The 16,826-nt window shown below is 44.4% G+C and carries 14 protein-coding genes; 5 read left to right on the plus strand and 9 right to left on the minus strand.

Annotation, left to right across the window (positions count from 1 at the left end; all coding sequences use genetic code 11):
• Positions 1-15: 15 nt before the first annotated feature.
• A complete protein-coding gene (locus QE390_RS07140; protein WP_106637444.1) occupies positions 16-852 on the minus strand; it encodes a glycosyltransferase family 2 protein in 837 nt (278 codons plus the stop codon).
• Between the two features lie 227 nt (positions 853-1,079).
• On the opposite strand from QE390_RS07140, the gene QE390_RS07145 reads away from it, so the two are divergent.
• A complete protein-coding gene (locus tag QE390_RS07145) occupies positions 1,080-4,514 on the plus strand; it encodes a carbohydrate-binding protein (protein WP_307141624.1) in 3,435 nt (1,144 codons plus the stop codon).
• Between the two features lie 55 nt (positions 4,515-4,569).
• Here QE390_RS07145 and QE390_RS07150 read toward each other — a convergent pair whose 3' ends face one another.
• Positions 4,570-5,757, minus strand: a complete 1,188-nt coding sequence (locus QE390_RS07150) for a glycosyltransferase family 2 protein (protein WP_307141625.1) — start codon at positions 5,755-5,757, stop codon at positions 4,570-4,572.
• Positions 5,758-5,952: 195 nt separating this feature from the next.
• Between QE390_RS07150 and QE390_RS07155 the strand changes: the two genes are divergently transcribed.
• The 3 genes from QE390_RS07155 (at position 5,953) to QE390_RS07165 (ending at position 8,347) form a co-directional block, all read left to right on the plus strand.
• Entirely contained in the window at positions 5,953-6,201 is a 249-nt protein-coding gene (locus tag QE390_RS07155; protein WP_157830385.1) for a hypothetical protein, read from the plus strand.
• Positions 6,202-6,346: 145 nt separating this feature from the next.
• Entirely contained in the window at positions 6,347-7,417 is a 1,071-nt protein-coding gene (locus QE390_RS07160; protein ID WP_106637440.1) for an NAD-dependent epimerase/dehydratase family protein, read from the plus strand.
• A 165-nt stretch (positions 7,418-7,582) separates the two neighbouring features.
• Entirely contained in the window at positions 7,583-8,347 is a 765-nt protein-coding gene (locus QE390_RS07165) for a glycosyltransferase family 2 protein (protein WP_106637439.1), read from the plus strand.
• 111 nt (positions 8,348-8,458) lie between these two features.
• Here the strand turns inward: QE390_RS07165 and QE390_RS07170 are convergent, their stop codons facing one another.
• From QE390_RS07170 to QE390_RS07190, 5 genes are all read right to left on the minus strand, one after another.
• Positions 8,459-10,114: a glycosyltransferase family 39 protein gene (locus QE390_RS07170; protein ID WP_307141626.1), complete on the minus strand. Its 1,656-nt coding sequence runs from the start codon at positions 10,112-10,114 to the stop codon at positions 8,459-8,461.
• 136 nt (positions 10,115-10,250) lie between these two features.
• Positions 10,251-11,393 carry a nitrilase-related carbon-nitrogen hydrolase gene (locus tag QE390_RS07175; RefSeq protein ID WP_307141627.1) on the minus strand — a complete coding sequence of 381 codons (1,143 nt, stop codon included), beginning with the start codon at positions 11,391-11,393 and terminating at the stop codon, positions 10,251-10,253.
• 171 nt (positions 11,394-11,564) lie between these two features.
• Complete coding sequence (locus tag QE390_RS07180) at positions 11,565-12,497, minus strand: type II CAAX prenyl endopeptidase Rce1 family protein (protein WP_307141628.1); 933 nt, start codon at positions 12,495-12,497, stop codon at positions 11,565-11,567.
• Positions 12,498-12,571: 74 nt separating this feature from the next.
• Positions 12,572-12,799 carry a 50S ribosomal protein L28 gene (rpmB, locus tag QE390_RS07185; RefSeq protein WP_106637435.1) on the minus strand — a complete coding sequence of 76 codons (228 nt, stop codon included), beginning with the start codon at positions 12,797-12,799 and terminating at the stop codon, positions 12,572-12,574.
• Between the two features lie 175 nt (positions 12,800-12,974).
• Entirely contained in the window at positions 12,975-14,063 is a 1,089-nt protein-coding gene (locus QE390_RS07190) for a mechanosensitive ion channel family protein (protein WP_232793756.1), read from the minus strand.
• Between the two features lie 253 nt (positions 14,064-14,316).
• Between QE390_RS07190 and QE390_RS07195 the strand changes: the two genes are divergently transcribed.
• Positions 14,317-15,984 carry a glycosyltransferase family 39 protein gene (locus tag QE390_RS07195; protein WP_307141629.1) on the plus strand — a complete coding sequence of 556 codons (1,668 nt, stop codon included), beginning with the start codon at positions 14,317-14,319 and terminating at the stop codon, positions 15,982-15,984.
• A gap of 58 nt (positions 15,985-16,042) precedes the next feature.
• Here QE390_RS07195 and QE390_RS07200 read toward each other — a convergent pair whose 3' ends face one another.
• Together QE390_RS07200 and QE390_RS07205 are read right to left on the minus strand one after the other, a co-directional pair.
• Positions 16,043-16,243 carry a helix-turn-helix transcriptional regulator gene (locus tag QE390_RS07200; protein ID WP_106637433.1) on the minus strand — a complete coding sequence of 67 codons (201 nt, stop codon included), beginning with the start codon at positions 16,241-16,243 and terminating at the stop codon, positions 16,043-16,045.
• Positions 16,244-16,262: 19 nt separating this feature from the next.
• Complete coding sequence (locus QE390_RS07205) at positions 16,263-16,775, minus strand: hypothetical protein (RefSeq protein ID WP_307141630.1); 513 nt, start codon at positions 16,773-16,775, stop codon at positions 16,263-16,265.
• Positions 16,776-16,826 lie beyond the last annotated feature (51 nt).

Genomic DNA, 16,826 nt, shown 5'->3' on the forward strand with positions numbered 1-16,826 from the left:
ATGAGTAGTTGATGATTATTTCTGAGCCAACCTTCTGAACTCTACCGCAATACGCTTTTTAAAAGCTTTTAGAACACCTCCATCACGGTTCAATACCCGGTCGTCCGTCCAAACGTGAGCCCCCTTGGTTACGTGCTTAAGTTTGCCTTTATCGAGTAAGGTCATCGCCATCCAGCCATCTTCACATACGCCCTGAGCGGCCACCGTTCCCTGATGCCCGGCATCCACCCGGAACCCACCTACGTCCAGCCCATCACTGCGACGAAACGCAAAGTTAAAACCCAGTACATTGATGTATTCAAAACCCTTCCAGCGGCGAAGTTTGAATCCGGCATGAGAAACGGTTTCATGTAACATTAAAGCCGCTCTCGAATTAACCGCACTAGGCAAAAATGAATACGTCCCGTACGTACAGGAAAATTCAGGCGTCGTCAGAGGTTCTACCAAGCTATCAATCCAGGTAGGTGGGTAAATGCAGTCACAGTCTGCATTAAGCAGGTATTTCCCACGGGCTGCTTCCAAACCCGCCTGCCGGGCATGGCCTATTCCCTGCTGCGTTACGAGAATGGATTTAACCCCACAAGCATCTAGTAAAGCCTGGGTGCGATCCTTAGAATTATTGTTGGCAATAATCAGCTCCGTCCGAAAGCGAGTTTTCTGATTAGCCAGCGAAGATAGCGTATTGAGAATGGTTCGTTCCTCATTATACGCAGGAATAGCAATGGTCACCTCGGGATCTTCAACCTGAAACTTGGAAAGTCGGGTCTTTAGATCGTCAAGGAGTGAAGGGTCGGGTTTTTCGGCAGAGTAGCTAAAACGGTGCTGCAACAACCAGGCAGGAAGTAGATGCATACACAAATATTAAATAAATGAACGACAAAAGAGAAAATAACAAACAAATTATAAAATAAAATGTATTATATTTTGAATTATATTGCATGACATTTGTTAACGATTATCTCTGCTCTATCTATGAATATTCGAATTATTCACCGCGTCAAAAAAATGGCTGAAACGTAGAAAATTTAGAAAGCTTTTAAAAGATTTTCTAGCGACTATTGTCCGCCAACAAAGTTGAGATGAAATCACCCTTACTTCTTGCAGCAGTGCTCTGTGGAGCACTTGGCATTTCCTATGGAGCTTCTTCAGCTCCCTCTCCCCACCTTTACAAGCCTTTACCAGCGAAGATTGAGGCTGAAAATTATGATGCCATGCTAGGCGTGCAGACCGAGACCACCAGTGATGTGGGTGGCGGTTTGAATGTAAGCTGGATCGACGATAATGACTGGATGGATTACCAGGTCAATGTTCCTTCTGCTGGCGTATATGCTTTCAGTTTTCGGGTTGCCAATAGTTATGGGAATGGGAAAATCGAGTTACAAAACGCTTCGGGTAGTGTGCTCTCTACGCTCAGCGTACCCCAAACAGGTGGCTGGCAAGGCTGGACGACCATCAGTACAAGCGTTTCTTTACCCGCTGGTAATCAAACCATTCGAATTTTTGCTAGACAGGGAGCCTGGAATTTTAACTGGTTTGAAGTAAAAGCCTGTAGACCCATCCCCGCTAAGATCGAAGCGGAAGATTATGATGCCATGCTGGGCGTGCAGACAGAAACCACCAGCGATGTGGGTGGCGGTCTTAACGTAGGCCGAATTGACAGTAACGACTGGCTGGATTATAACATCAAAGTACCCTCTGCAGGAAATTATACCCTTAATTTTCGAATAGCCAATAGTTATGGGAATGGGAAATTTGAAGTTCAGAATGGCAATGGAACCGTTTTAAAAACCATAAGTGTACCCCAAACGGGTGGCTGGCAAGTCTGGTCTACTATCAGCACAACGGTAGCCCTACCTGAGGGCAGTCAGAAGCTACGTTTGTTCATCAAACAAGGTGACTGGAATTTCAACTGGTTGGAAATTAAAACAGGTACTTCGAATTCGGTTCTCTCACCGTCCGTTGTTTCCTTCCCTGCCATTCCCGAGAAAAAGGTAGGTGATCAGCCTTTCGTGCTTAATGCTACTAGTAACAACAACGAATCGCCCATTACCTATACCTCGGCAAATCCCGATATTATCTCGGTTTCGAACGCTACTGGTCAATGGAAAGCTAATGTTGTGGCTGCTGGAACGACTTCTATCACGGCTTCGCAGGCCGCAAGTAAGAATTATACAGCAGCGGGAAACGAGACTGTTAATGTTCTTGTAAAAGCTAACCAAACTGCCCCCACTAGTCCTTCGACTACAACTCCTGCTTATGAAGTAGTAGGGACTAAAATCACACTTGATCCCAAACGTTGGTATCAGTTGAATAACGTCAGCAATGGGCTTGAGGGCTTATTTGATGGCATTACGGATGTGGCTGTCAATACAGGTTGGGGAAAAATTCTGAATAACTTTGACGCTTATTATCCTCTTCAGGATGGAGAAAGAATGACGATTCAGAGTATTCGGTTCTACGATGGAGAAGGCTCCTTGAAGGATAATCCGGTAACCATATCCATTATTGATGAGAACTGGAAACGTATCCCCATCGCTACCTTCACGGGAGAACGTTACAATGAGTGGGTAGGCCCTTACCCCGATCGTTATTCTACGTTCACCCTTGATACCCCTATTCCTAATGCCCGTTATCTGGTTCTGAATGCCTGGTATCAATATCCCAACGAAATGGAAATCTACGGAACCTATCAGGCTGCCACTAATCAGCCTACAGCAGCTCCGCAAAAATCCGTGAAGCTGAAGGATATGTTCGGAATCAATGCCTTTGAATGGGATTTTGAAGATGGCCAAAATCCAACGGTCATCAATGAAACGAAGCTCAAGGCCGTTAAAAATTTCTCAGGTATTCGTCATTACATGGACTGGGAAAAACTGGAGTCAACCGAAGGGAAATATACCTTTAACCCAGTACACAGCGGTGGCTGGAATTATGATATCATCTACGAACGCTGCAAGGCCGAGGGTATCGAAGTGTTAGCCTGTCTTAAAACCATCCCAAACTGGATGCAGGAAACCTACCCCGATGATGAACGTGATTCGGAGAACATTCCGCTTCGTTACGGTAAAGACCTGACCAATCCCACTTCCTATATTGAGCAGGCTAAAGTAGGTTTCCAGTACGCAGCCCGTTACGGAAGTAATACCAACGTTGACCCATCTTTAATGAGCGTAAACAGCTCTCAACGCTGGAATAACGACGGCATTAATACGGTAAAAATTGGTCTGAACCTCATCAAGTACATTGAGTGCGAAAACGAACGTGACAAATGGTGGAAAGGTCGCAAAGCTTACCAGACCAGCCGTGAATACGCCGCCAACCTTTCGGCTTTTTACGATGGTCATAAAAACACCATGGGCCCCGGCGTTGGCATTAAAAACGCAGATCCTAATATGAAGGTGGTAGTGGCTGGTTTGGCAGCAGCTTCGGTGGATTACATCAAGGGAATGATTGACTGGTGCAAAGAATACCGGGGTTACAAAGCGGACGGCAGCGTTAACCTTTGCTGGGACGTGATTAATTATCACCTGTATTCGGACGACGGTGCTATGATGCAAAACGGCATGGCTTCCCGTGGAGCCGCCCCCGAAGTAACCCGGGTCCGTCAGATTGCGTCTGATTTTAATACCTTAGCTCATCAGCAATCACAGGGTATGCCCGTTTGGGTAACCGAAACGGGTTATGACCTGAATCAGGGTAGCCCGCTAAAAGCCATTGCCATTGGAAATAAGACGGCTATTCAAACGCAGGCAGACTGGATCTTACGTACCTCCTTACTTTATGCCCGGGCAGGTATTGAAAAAGTGTTCCTGTATCAGATGTACGACGATAATTTCCTTTCGCCAACGCAGTTTGGTTCAATGGGCTTGATTAATACCGATCAGACTCGTAAACCAGCAGCCGATTACATTCATCAGGTTCATGAAAAATTTGGGGAATTCAGTTACCAGTCTACGCTTCAGAATGACCCTATTGTGGATCATTACAAGTATAACAATCAGTCCATGTACATGCTGGTAGTGCCCGACGAAAAAGAACGGACGGCTAGCTATGTGCTCAATCTTAACGGGGCAAGCACTGCGAAGCTTTACAAACCCGTGATCGGTAGCGACTCCATGCAGGTAACAACACTGACAGCTACGGCGGGTAAGGTAACCATTCCGGTTTCTGAAACCCCGGTGTTTGTCGTCCCTGGTCCTACCACTTCAACGGCGGGTCGGGTAGCTGCGGAAGCTGCGGCCCCAGTGTTGAGCTCATCGTTAAGCAGTTTGAAGGTGTTCCCGGTTCCCGCTGTTGACTTTGTGGAGGTTTCGCTGGAAAATGATAACGCTCTTCCGGTGGAATTCTACCTCTATGACTCTGGCTTGGGCCGTAGCATTAAACAACAACTGCATAAGAAAGAAGGCTATAGCTTCCATCAAAAATTGGATGTTTCCTCACTGAATAAAGGTGTTTACTTACTTGAAATTCGGCAGGGGCAGGAACGTGTGATTAAGAAGTTTGTCAAAATGTAACAGAAAAGAAAAGGCTCCGAAGTTCGGAGCCTTTTCTTTTCTACATAAACGGACCTTATTGAGCCCTTCGCACCTTTTCCCAGATTCCCGAAGACAGTCCGTTTTTATAACGGAAATAGCCTAGAATCGCACACCAGTTCATAAAGGAAAAGTAATAGGGCACAAATAATGCCTTAATGCGAAGCTTTCGATTTTCGAAATAGTAACCCAATATAGCCGCCGCGTAAAAACCAACCTGAGCAATGAATAATGCTGGGTAAAACCAGCCTTCAGTCATCAATGCCAGTAACAGGTTGATCAGAAAAATCAGCGGTAAGGCAAAAGGAGCTACCGCCCAACGCATCAGTCGGTGAGAAATGTACTGGAACGAAAGCCAGCCATAGCGGAAAATATTGAGCAAGTGCGGCAAGCGGGCAATGGACTGGAAACCACCCGCTGCAATGCGAACTTTACGTTTTTTCTCGTCTCCAATTGAAAACGAAGGTCGCTCCAGAGCATACGCTTCGGGATCGTAAACTACGCGAAAGCCACGACTGGCGATTCGCAGGGAGATCATAAAATCGTCGAGCAAAGTATCTTTTTCAACGTGCTCATAAAGCTCCGTTCGGATGGCAAATAATTCGCCGGCGGCTCCTACAACACTGTGTAAATCGGTATCGAGTTTTTTCAGAAAAGATTCGTATTTCCAGTACAACCCTTCTCCAGCTCCCGCCGCTGCCTCATTATCAAAGGTCTGAATCCGTTTTTCTCCCGAAACGGCCCCAACTTCCGCATCAGCAAAATGCCGGACAATATTAGGGATAGCATCGGGATTCAGATTGGTATTGGCATCGGTATAAATCACCAGTGGGGAGTGTACTTGCTGCATGGCCAGGTTAATGGCTTCGATTTTTCCCCGCCGCTGGGCCCCCCCCATTACTGAAATTCGCTCGTTACTACCGTATTGTTGCTGTAACCATTCGGTACTGCCATCCGTCGAGCCTTCGGTGACGAAAAGAATTTTTAATAAATGAGCCGGGTAATTCAGGGTTAATGAATTCTGTACTTTCTCAGCCAAGCAATTCATTTCATTATACGCCGGAATCACGAGGGTTACTTCGGGCTGATAGTCGGCGTTAAAGCGACTTTTTTTCTTTCCCCGGATTTTTACCAGAAACCAGAGAAAAATGCCATACCCCAAATAGGTATAAAACACCAGGAAAATCAGCAACCAGAACAGGCTTTCGAGAAAAAGTTGGATCATAATGTTGGCGGACAAACTAAGAGGAGTAAAGATAATTGAGGATGCACTACAGCGAACGATTTTCGAATAATTCTCCCACTTTTTTCAAACTCAAAGTTAATTCATAGGTTTGTTGAACAGGAAAATCCAATAATGTGTTTGTCCTGAATCATTTGCTAGCTATTTTTGCAGCCAGTCCCTGACATCATTCTCCTTATGAAGCGAGTACAAACGATATTATCCGTTCTTATGCTAGGTAGCCTGCTGGCTTCCTGCTCCTATCAAAACGCGAATACCATCGACCAGCCTGACGTTCGTAAGAACAACAAAACTGTTTACGGCGTTTCTCCTGATAGTGCTGCGGCACAGTTGAAACAAAATTGGCCTGATAAAGAAGGTGTTGCTCAGCGTGCCGAAGATATTCGTCTTAAATTATTGTCAGAGAAGGGATCTACTCATAATTAATTCCTTTTTTGAAAACACTTATAGCTGAAAAGCGGTACTTGATATATTCAGTGCCGCTTTTTTTGCATTAAATATTAAATTAGTGTTGGGATTGCTTGATCTTCAATAGTCTGTTTGCTTAAATCATTTTTTAAACCTTTAACACATGAACATTGCTTTAGTAACGGGTTCTGCCGGGTTGATTGGAAGTGAGTCAGTTTCTTTCTTCGCAGATAAATTTGATATGGTTGTCGGTGTTGATAACAACATGCGGCAATATTTTTTTGGAACGGATGGTAACACCGAATGGAACCGAAACCGCATTCAAGAAAAATATTCCAACTACGTTCACCGTACCGCTGATATTCGCTCTGTTGAAGAGCTGGAAGTAATTTTTAAGGAATTTGGTGCAGACATTAAGCTAATTGTACACACGGCTGCTCAACCCAGCCACGACTGGGCTGCCCGCGAGCCTTTCACGGATTTCTCGGTAAACGCTACGGGTACGCTTAATCTACTGGAAATGACTCGTCTGCACTGCCCAGAAGCCGTTTTCATTTTTACTTCTACGAACAAAGTTTACGGAGATAACCCTAACTTCCTTCCCTTAGTAGAAACCGAAACTCGTTGGGAAATCGCGGAAGATCATGCCTATTATGAGAATGGCATCGATGAAAATTTAAGCATTGACCATACCAAACACTCCTTATTTGGAGCTTCAAAAGTAGCGGCTGACGTACTCGTACAGGAATACGGTCGGTATTTTGGTCTGAAAACGGGTATCTTCCGTGGAGGCTGTCTGACAGGACCCAACCACTCGGGAGCACAGTTACACGGGTTCCTATCTTACCTGATGAAATGTGCCATTACGGGTAACTCTTATACCATTTTCGGGTACAAAGGCAAGCAGGTTCGGGATAATATCCACGCTCATGACCTGGTGAATATGTTCTGGCACTTCTATCAGAATCCACGAGCAGGCGAAGTGTACAACGCCGGTGGGGGTCGTTTTGCCAACGTTTCCATGCTGGAGGCCATCAAAGTATGTGAGGAAATCACGGGTAACACCATGAATTATACGTATTCAGACACCAACCGCATCGGTGATCACATCTGGTACGTTTCCGATTTATCGAAATTTAAAGCTCATTATCCCGGCTGGAACTGGACGTACGACATTACGTCGACGCTTTCAGAGATCCACGATGGAATCGCTGAACGTCTGCGTCACGCCTAGTTTGAATTTTTAGAATAACAGAAAAAACGCCGGGCTTTAAAGTCCGGCGTTTCTGTTGTTAAACCCTGAGTTACTCCACTGATTAATATCGAAATAGTGCCAGGAAATTCTATCTTTGCTATTCATTTATCAATTATCGTCCATTCGTCCAATCCTTCCCTTTTTATGAAACTCAGTGTTGTTATTCCAGCTTACAACGAACAAGATTCTATTTCTGAAACCTTGCTGTCATTGTATAAAACATTAGCTCGGGAAGGAATTGAACACGAGATTTTCGTCACTAACGATAATTCAAAAGACAATACCTTACAGGTTTTACAGCAGTTATCCCTGCAAATTCCAACGCTCCATTATGAAACCAATCTGGGCCCCAATGGCTTTGGGTATGCCGTTCGGTATGGTCTGGAGCGTTTTTCGGGCGATTGCGTAGCGGTTATGATGGCTGATATGTCAGACGATCCCGAGGATTTAGTGCGATATTATTATAAAATGCGGGAAACCGATGCTGACGCCGTTTTCGGCTCCCGCTGGATAAAAGGAGGCAAAGTCATTGATTACCCAGCCTTAAAAAAGACGATTAACCGGGTAGCCAATCTGATCATTCGAATGATGATTGGCATTAAGTATAACGATACCACCAACGCTTTTAAACTCTACAAACGTGAAACGATTGAAGGAATTAAACCCTTTCTTTCTCCGCACTTTAACCTCACGGTTGAGCTACCGCTGAAAGCTTACGTTCGGGGGTATTCTTTCGAAATTATTCCCAATTCTTGGACGAACCGGAAATACGGTGAATCGAAGCTTAAAATTAAGGAAATGGGTAGTCGTTATTTCTTCATTCTACTCTACTGCATGATCGAGAAATTCTTTTCCCGCGGTGATTTCATGAAGAAAAAAACAGCTAAAACGACCTCGGTAAGCCGTTAAGTTTTTAGTTTTCTGATAAGTTATAACAGAGAAGGCCGGTGACTAATCATCATCGGCCTTCTCTGTTATACTAAGATTTTTACTGTTATTAGTTAATAATGAACAACACGATTACTTCCTTTTATAAAAGACAAAGCCATTTTCGGAGCCTATTTTTTGCAGTTGTGGCATGGTATCGGTTTCAGCTTCAAAGTAGTTTTTAGTAATGACATATACAGGTTTATCTACCTCAGGACTACGTAAAGCCCAATCATCCTGCCAACTACTTAAGTGGCGACCGGGCTGCTGACGAGCGTAAAAATAGGGAGCATAACTCCGGTAACGATAGGTAACAATGTAACAATCTTCCCCCTGCCGGGCTTCCAGAAAACGGATGGCTGCCGCCTGTGAAATGCCTTCAATTCGGTTAATAAAGAAGCCGAGTGTTAGCGTAATAAAAACTGCTGTTCCCAGAAACAATGTCGTAACGCCTTTGGAGTATTGCTGACGATTAAAGAAGTATAACCCAGCAGCCAGAACCATCGCCAGCACTACGCCAGGTGTGGCTTCCCAGCCCGTCCAGGTAATTTTGGCATCCAGGTTAGCTACGGCGAATGTATCGTTAGCAATTTTCGATTGAATCCAGTCAATGTGATTAGAAAGGATGGGTAAAGCGATGGTTAACAGCACGAAAATGCCACCCGAAAGCACCAGACTTACCTTCATCCAGGTACTGAACTTCACACGTCCTTCCCACATTCGTTGCAACGTTAGGGCTGCTAGGTACGTCAAAGGGAAGTAACACATCGAAGAATAATGCACGATCTTCGATTTGACTATTGTAAACAGGATCAACACCACCCAAAACAGAATTACCATCCACTTCTGATAATCCCGCTGATAATCGGTTTCTCCGGGCTGACTTCGGAAGCTCAGGGCTCGCAGAGCAAACGTACTGGCGGGAAAACAGCCAAAAAATAGAATGACGAAGTGATACCCCGGAAAACCACCGTGACCAGCGTCGGGGGTAGAGAACAAGCGGTAACTGTATTTAATGAACTCCTGAAGATACCAGAATCCATTTTTGTAGGTTTCAATGCCGTACCACATGGCCGTTACCACCGACGTCATTAATGCAAAAATGATGAATTGTAAAGGGCTGATGTAGAACTTAAAGCCGTTCAGAACGAAGTATACGCCCAACGTCAGTGAAACGATAATGAATGCGACGGGGCCTTTGGTAAGCATACCAATGCCGAGTAAGAATCCGCCCAGCAATAAATAAAACCACTGTCCTTTAGGTAATCGAATACTAAAGCGGTCTTTTTTCCAGCGGAAGAAGATCACTCCGTTTAAGCCCAGGAAAATCCAGAGGTTAAACCACGGATCGATAATCCCGGAGCGAAAATATAAATGCGGCAGAATAGAACCGAAGTAACAAGCTACCCACAGCAGGCCAAAACGGCGGTTGAAAAGCTGCTCGCCCAGATGGTATAATAAAATCAGCGTAACGATTCCACAAATGGCATTAGGCAAACGAGCGGCAAACTCTCCTACCCCAAAGACGTTCATGGCTAGGGCCTGAAGCCAGAAAAAGAAGGGTGGTTTTTCCCAGAAAGGCTGAAAATCAATGTGTACACGTAGGTAATCCTTGAGAACAATCATCTCCCGGGCAGCTTCGGCGAAGTTGATTTCATCCCAGTCGAACAAATGGACATTCCCTAAAAAAGGGATGAAAAACACACCTGCCACGAGAGCAATGAGAATTGAAGTGGTAATACGATTCATACGGAAGGATATCCCTGAACGGGATAGCTGTTACCTTGCTGAGTTTAAGATCGGTCAGTACGTACCTGGACTAAACCGCAAAAGTAGGCTTCCCCGAGGGTTTTCCAGAATGAATCCGTGCTTATTTACGCTGGCTTTATAACCACAAACAGGACAAACTAGCCCCCTGGGTGTTTTTTCCTTCGTAGAACGTCGTATCCTGCACCATTAGTGTCTCCCCATCTGAACCTAGGTTCCAGAGTTCGCCGTGCAGAAAGACTCCCATACCGCTTTTGATATTCGCCTCTTTATTGGCTCTGCCAACGAAGCTGTATTTCTGCCAGGCCTCCTCTTCGGTGATTTTCGAAACATCGTCCCGGGCATCGGCGGGCGTCAGGTACTCTTTATAACCCGACCAGGGAACCCGGAAAAAGTTATTCATGGTAATGATCGCAGGAACGGCCACTATGGCTGGTTTTTTTCCGCGAATGGTAGTATAAGCTTCTGAAAACCAGGAATCCTGATTGATTAATACCGCCAAATTTCCGGCAGGTGTTTCAGTAACAGATAAGTCAGTGATTTTTCCGGGTGTAATAAACTTACGCTCCGTTTCACTTAAATGTGTTTTGCGAACCAATCCCCCTAGCGAGCCATCGGGTAAAAACACCCCCGAAACGTTGTACAGCGAACCTTGCTCTTCAAACATCAATTTCTCCTCGCGAATAGAAGGTTCAGGCAAGGGAATCGTTCCGGCAACAATGGTTACATCATAGGTGCTGGCCAGATGTGAAAAAGTCTGCTGATAAATCGTAGCCATGTCCATCGCTTTCATGGATAACAAGGCATAACTGGCCTGATCCTTAATGCCCGGTGGAGCCTGCATCCGTGACGATAGAAACGAGAAATAATTACTGTATTTGAGCGTTTTCATGGCCTCATCAAGGCGAGACGTCGTGTATACTTCGCGTTTTTCACCGGCCACGACTAACCATAATCCGATATTTTCGGGTAAGATCACAATGCTTTTGCGATTCAGCCAGCCTTTGCGGCGAGCTTCAGCAAAATAGCCATTGAGCTTTTGGAAAAAGGCCTCTTCGCTGGAATAATCAACGGCTAACATGTAAGGTTGAATTCCAATCAGGTTTCCCCGACCTGAATCGCGGCCTACTTCTGCAAACGATCGATACTGCACGTCTGCGGGGGGCAGGGCAATGTGCCGATTTTTATTCGACCAGATGACATAAGTGGCCCAGGCCACCATACTTACTCCGGCTATGATCAGTGTACTTTTTTTCAACATATAACTTCGTTGAATTCTATCGTTAAGGAGCTCTGTTACTATAAGTTGACAATCAGACAATAAAACTCACTGAAGTTTAAAGATCTTTTTTAATTACCAAAATTATCCCTGATTCTGTGGATTATTTGTCGATAATCATCAAGTCAAAATTCTTTTCATCCTCAATTATACCTACCAAAGCTTTTGTAGAAAAGCTCCCATTTCCATCAGCCAGGCTACACCTAGGTGAATGGCAATTCCTCCCCAGATCGTACGGCTTTCGTAAGCCAGAATTCCCAGAATGTACCCACCGAAAACGGACCCAATGGTTTCGCCAAGCGGTTTACCAAAATGAATGCAGGCATACACCGCAACCATTGGTAACACGGCTCCGCGTCCCAGAACCTGGGCCATTCCAATAATCAGAAACCCACGGATGAGTAATTCTGTCGAAATAAAGTCAAAACCGTAACAGCATTCAAAAATAAGAGCAGTTACCCAATTAGGTAGCTTCAACGCTTCGGCCGCTCCCCATCCTTTATAAACGGGATAGGTTTGCAGAAAACTCGGTTGAAAAGAAGCCCAACCAATTAATGGAACCATAAGGAGTAACATTAACCCGTACATTTTCAAGCTGGCTCCATCGGGCCGAAAACCGTAAAAGTAAGAAGATTGCCGATCCACCCAACGGTAGAAAATATAAAGGGGTAACCAAATGGTCAGGGCTGAACTCAGGTTAGAAAAGCAGTAATGAGCAAAACTATAGATATGCTCAAAAACCGGAAACTCTGTAAGCTGTTGGTAACCCGTATAATCCTGCCACCAGGCCAGAATAAACAGGCCAAATACACTGAAAAGCCAGAATTTTGGGGTTTTTAGAATCGTCTGCTTTCCGTGCGAAAACAGCCAGAAAGCCGCTACGCTTAGGTAGACCGTCGCATCAAGCACAAAAAACAAAACCAGACGAATCCAGCTACCGCGATAACTATCGATAATACTATCTTCCAGATCAATCGTATAGTTCAGCGTAATCCAGGCGGCCATGTAGAGGGCCGTTACCCCATATAACGAGGGTTTGAAGTCTTCCCGGATAAAATCAGTCAGATAGGTAATCAGTTTTCGCATGGGTTTGTCATTCTCAAACGAAAAAAAGGCCTTGACACGAAAATGCCAAGGCCTTTTTTCTTCTAATTAATAAATTAGAATTGAGCTCCTACTTCTTTCAGAACGGCTTCAATGCCTTTCTTATTGATCGTGCGGATTGCTTGCGTAGAAAGTTTGATCTGAACCCACTCACCTGTAGAAGGGATGAAGAATTTCTTCGTCTGCAGGTTTGGATAGAACTTACGCTTCGTTTTGTTGTTGGCATGCGAGACGTTGAAACCCGTCTGCGTTTTCTTGCCCGTGATTTGACAAACCCGTGCCATAGTAATACAATTTTATGAGTTATCGATGTACCGGGAACCGGCTTAATTTCTTGAGAATCAGCTTTATTCAAGCAGTTCTGTAAAACGAGTCGCAAAGATAACTTTTTATTGGGAATCAGCAAAATACACTTTTGATATTTCAGGTAAAATGCTGAAATAATCGTTACTTTTTATTCTACTGCATCCGGGCGGATGAATCTGTATCTTTTTCCATCCCGGAAATATAGAGATACTGCGTGGGTAAGGCAAAGGCAAGGCCGCGTTTCTGAAGCTCTTCATAAATACGGATATTCACCCGTTGGTGTACATTCATATAAACCGTATAATCGGCATCAAGCACAAAATAAACAATCTCATATTCAAGGCCATAGCTTCCATAATTCATGAAATGAGCCCGGTCAAACCGAACAGGACTTTGCTCCTCCACTACCTGTTTTAGCAGGGCCGATACTTCGGCCAGTCGCTCCACTGGCGTTTTATAATCCAGTTGAATTTTGAAAACCACCCGCCGCTGTTGCATATTCTTATAATTGTGAATACGCGAGCCCGTTAAGTCACTGTTGGCAAAAACCAGCATCTCGCCAGAAAGACTTTTGATACGCGTGGTTTTCAGCCCGATGTAATCCACCACGCCCATTTTGGTATCAATGATGATGAAGTCACCCACTTCAAACGGACGGTCAAAGAAAATCACGAAGTAATTAAAGACGTCGCCAAGAATATTCTGAGCTGCCAGAGCGATAGCAATACCCCCAATCCCCAGACCGGCAATGATCGTTGAGACGTTATACCCCAGGTTATCGATGAGAAAGACAATGCCAAGTATCCAGATGATACTATTAATGATGAGCATTAAGCCGCCCATTTGCTTGACTTTTTCCTCCCCCTGAGCCTGTCGACGCAAATTTGCCTGAAGAAGTAACAAAATGGCCGATGAAAGAATCCGAATGACGAGAATGGTAATAATAATCGTCGTGGCAATGGTAACGATTTTATCTACTTTTCGGGAAAGCCGGAGAAAATCCAGAGCGAAATAAATCACCGCAAAGTTCAGAGCTGGTATCCCGAAACGATCCATACTATCGACGAGGTAATCGTCAAAATAGCTCTTGGTACGGCTGGTCAGAATCTTCAGTTTGGCAATAATGTACTTTTTGAAAAGCCTTACCAGCAGCAGACCTAGCATGATTATCCCCAGGGTAATGAGGTAATCCTGAACGGTGTTTCGCCAATAAACTTTTTGCAGGAAATCCAGATTAATCATACGTTGAAATGTCGTTTCTGAAGTAAATAGAGCCTTGGGTTTGAGTTAAGATTCGCACCCATTACAACCTTTGCGTGATTCAGGTTGAGTAAAACAAGCGAAAATATCCCGAAAGATACCGTGCCAGTTCCCGTAAAATTGGCTCTGGCTAAATCCCTTTTCCAAGATTTTAGAGGTCGATTATCCTGAAACCCGGCTTGGGGTCTTACTTTTGAAGCTCATTTCTTTTCTCAGATTTTTTACTTTCAGTCGTATGACCGCTGGCCTTCGTTCGCCGCTGGAGCCAACCCTTCAACGTCATTTTAGCTGGTTACTTGTTCTCGGGATTATTCTGAATGCCCTCGGCCTTTTCACGCCCATCCTGGAAACGGACGGAACGCTTTACGCTACCATTGCTAAAAACATGGCTCAGGCCAACGATTTCATTAACCTGACCCTTGAAGGCGACGACTGGCTCGACAAGCCCCACTTTCCATTCTGGGTTACGGCCATTAGTTATAAAATTTTCGGGTATACCTCTTTTGCCTATAAACTGCCGCCTTTCCTCTTTTGGCTGGCTGGTGCTTACTACACCTATCAACTTGCCCGGTTACTTTATTCCACTACCGTGGCTCAGTTAGCCGTACTTTTTTACCTGACTGCCGAGCATCTACTAATCTCCAACGTCGATGTACGGGCGGAACCTTACCTAACAGGAATGGGCATTGCCAGCGTTTATTTCTTTTACAAAGCCTATCGGAATCACACGCTCTGGCCTATTCTCTGGGGTTCGCTCTGGACAGCGGCAGCCATTATGACTAAAGGGCTTTTCGTGATTATTATTATCGGAGCTGGTTTTGCGATTGAATGGGTTGTCAAAGGCGACTGGAAGCAATTCATCTCACCCAAATGGTATCTGGCAATTTTCCTGACTGCTCTTTTTTCAATGCCAGAGCTTTACACCTTATATGTGCAGTTTGACTTACATCCAGAGAAGGTAGTTTTTGGGAAAACGGGCGTTTCAGGGCTTTACTTTTTCTTCTGGGAAAGTCAATTTGGGCGGTTTATGAATACGGGTCCCATCAAAGGCAGTGGCGATCCGCTGTTTTATACCCACACGCTCCTCTGGGCTTTTCTGCCTTGGTCGGCCTTATTATATACCGCTATCTTCACGCGGTTATTTAATAAAAACGGCTGGAAAGATCGTGAATACGTGGTAGTGGGAACATCCGTGTTTTCCTTTATTATCTTCTCGGCTTCTAAATTTCAGTTACCGCATTACCTGAACATCCTGTTTCCCTTCTTTAGTATTCTGACTGCTTTTTATCTAGCTCAGATCACCAACGAAACGACGACAAAACGGGTCATTTACTTTCAGTACTTCGTTGCTATCATCCTTTTTTTGAGCACCTTGTTAGGAATTTACCTCATTAATATCAATCATGCTTTAGTGGTAGGAATCGTTGTGGCTGTTGTCGCAGGAGGTCTATTATATTTCTTTCCGGCCAAAAGCATTACCAACGTCGTCGTGTTATGCTTTATGGCTTCGGTGCTGATGAACGGAATTTACAGTGCAGTGTTATACCCCGACATTATTCGGTATCAGTCTGGGAACACAGCGGCGGATTATATTAATGAACACCCAGAAATAAAGGGCGTTACCGTCATTCGTAATAATCCCATCAATTTTGCTCTGGAGTTTTACGCGAACGTGCCCCATACGGCAACGATACTGGAAGAGTTACCTTCAATTCCCGCTGAAACCCCACTCTTCATCGAAACTTCATACCTTGATCTATTACGTGAACGAGGCTATGAAGTAACCATTCTGAAACGCTTTCCACATTACCACATCAGTAAGCTAACCATGAAGTTTATTAACACGAAAACCCGTCCGGCGGAGCTACAGGAAACCGCATTGGTTGCAGTAGTGAAGAAGTAAACCTACGATGATGTGCACAAAAGCCAGCCCGACAAGCTTGTCGAGCTGGCTTTTTCAGTTAATCACCTTCTTCGAGTTCAAAAATACTCTCAAGCGGTTTACCGAAATACTGGGCTATTTTGAGAGCCAGCACCGTAGAAGGCACGTATTTATTCGCTTCAATGGCATTAATTGTTTGGCGGGACACCTGCACGGCTTCCGCCAGCGTAGCCTGTGTAATGTCTTTAATCGCTCGCTCTACGCGAATGGTATTTTTCATGCGTGTTTCCTCTTTTGTCTCAAATCATGGGCGTCACTCGTTTTCCTTTAAAAAGAGAAGGCTGAATGTATAAAACCCAGTTAAAGCGGACGATGAAAATGATCAACGTCGTAAAGACATTGTAGATCAAAACGTCGAGGTATTTAAAACTATATACCATCAAGGTTGCCAGAATAATAAAAACAGTATTTAATAGCACACCCCATTGCAATGATTCAAGGCGTACCTGAGCCACCCATTCATCTTCGACTTTTTCTTTTGAAAAAGCCACAAATAGTAAACCTAGCGTAAGACCAATGGTAATGATTTCGTCCAGAATATTGTTGCTAACGAAATTTTGAATGTCTAAATCTTCATCATCGATTATCACCAGCCACTTAGGAATTTTAACTTCAAAATAGCTTGCGTAGGGTTCAAATTGCTCCATAAAATTGGAGCGGCTCACATAAATGATACCTAAAATCAGAAATGGAATGGCTAACCACCAGCCCAGTGGCTTGCACCAGTGAGGAAAAAGGAAACGAGTTTTCATTGCATTAGATAGTTGTTAAATAGGAAAGTTATTTTTACCAAATGTAAAATA

The sequence above is a fragment of the Siphonobacter sp. SORGH_AS_1065 genome (genome assembly GCF_030818595.1).
Classification (GTDB): domain Bacteria; phylum Bacteroidota; class Bacteroidia; order Cytophagales; family Spirosomataceae; genus Siphonobacter.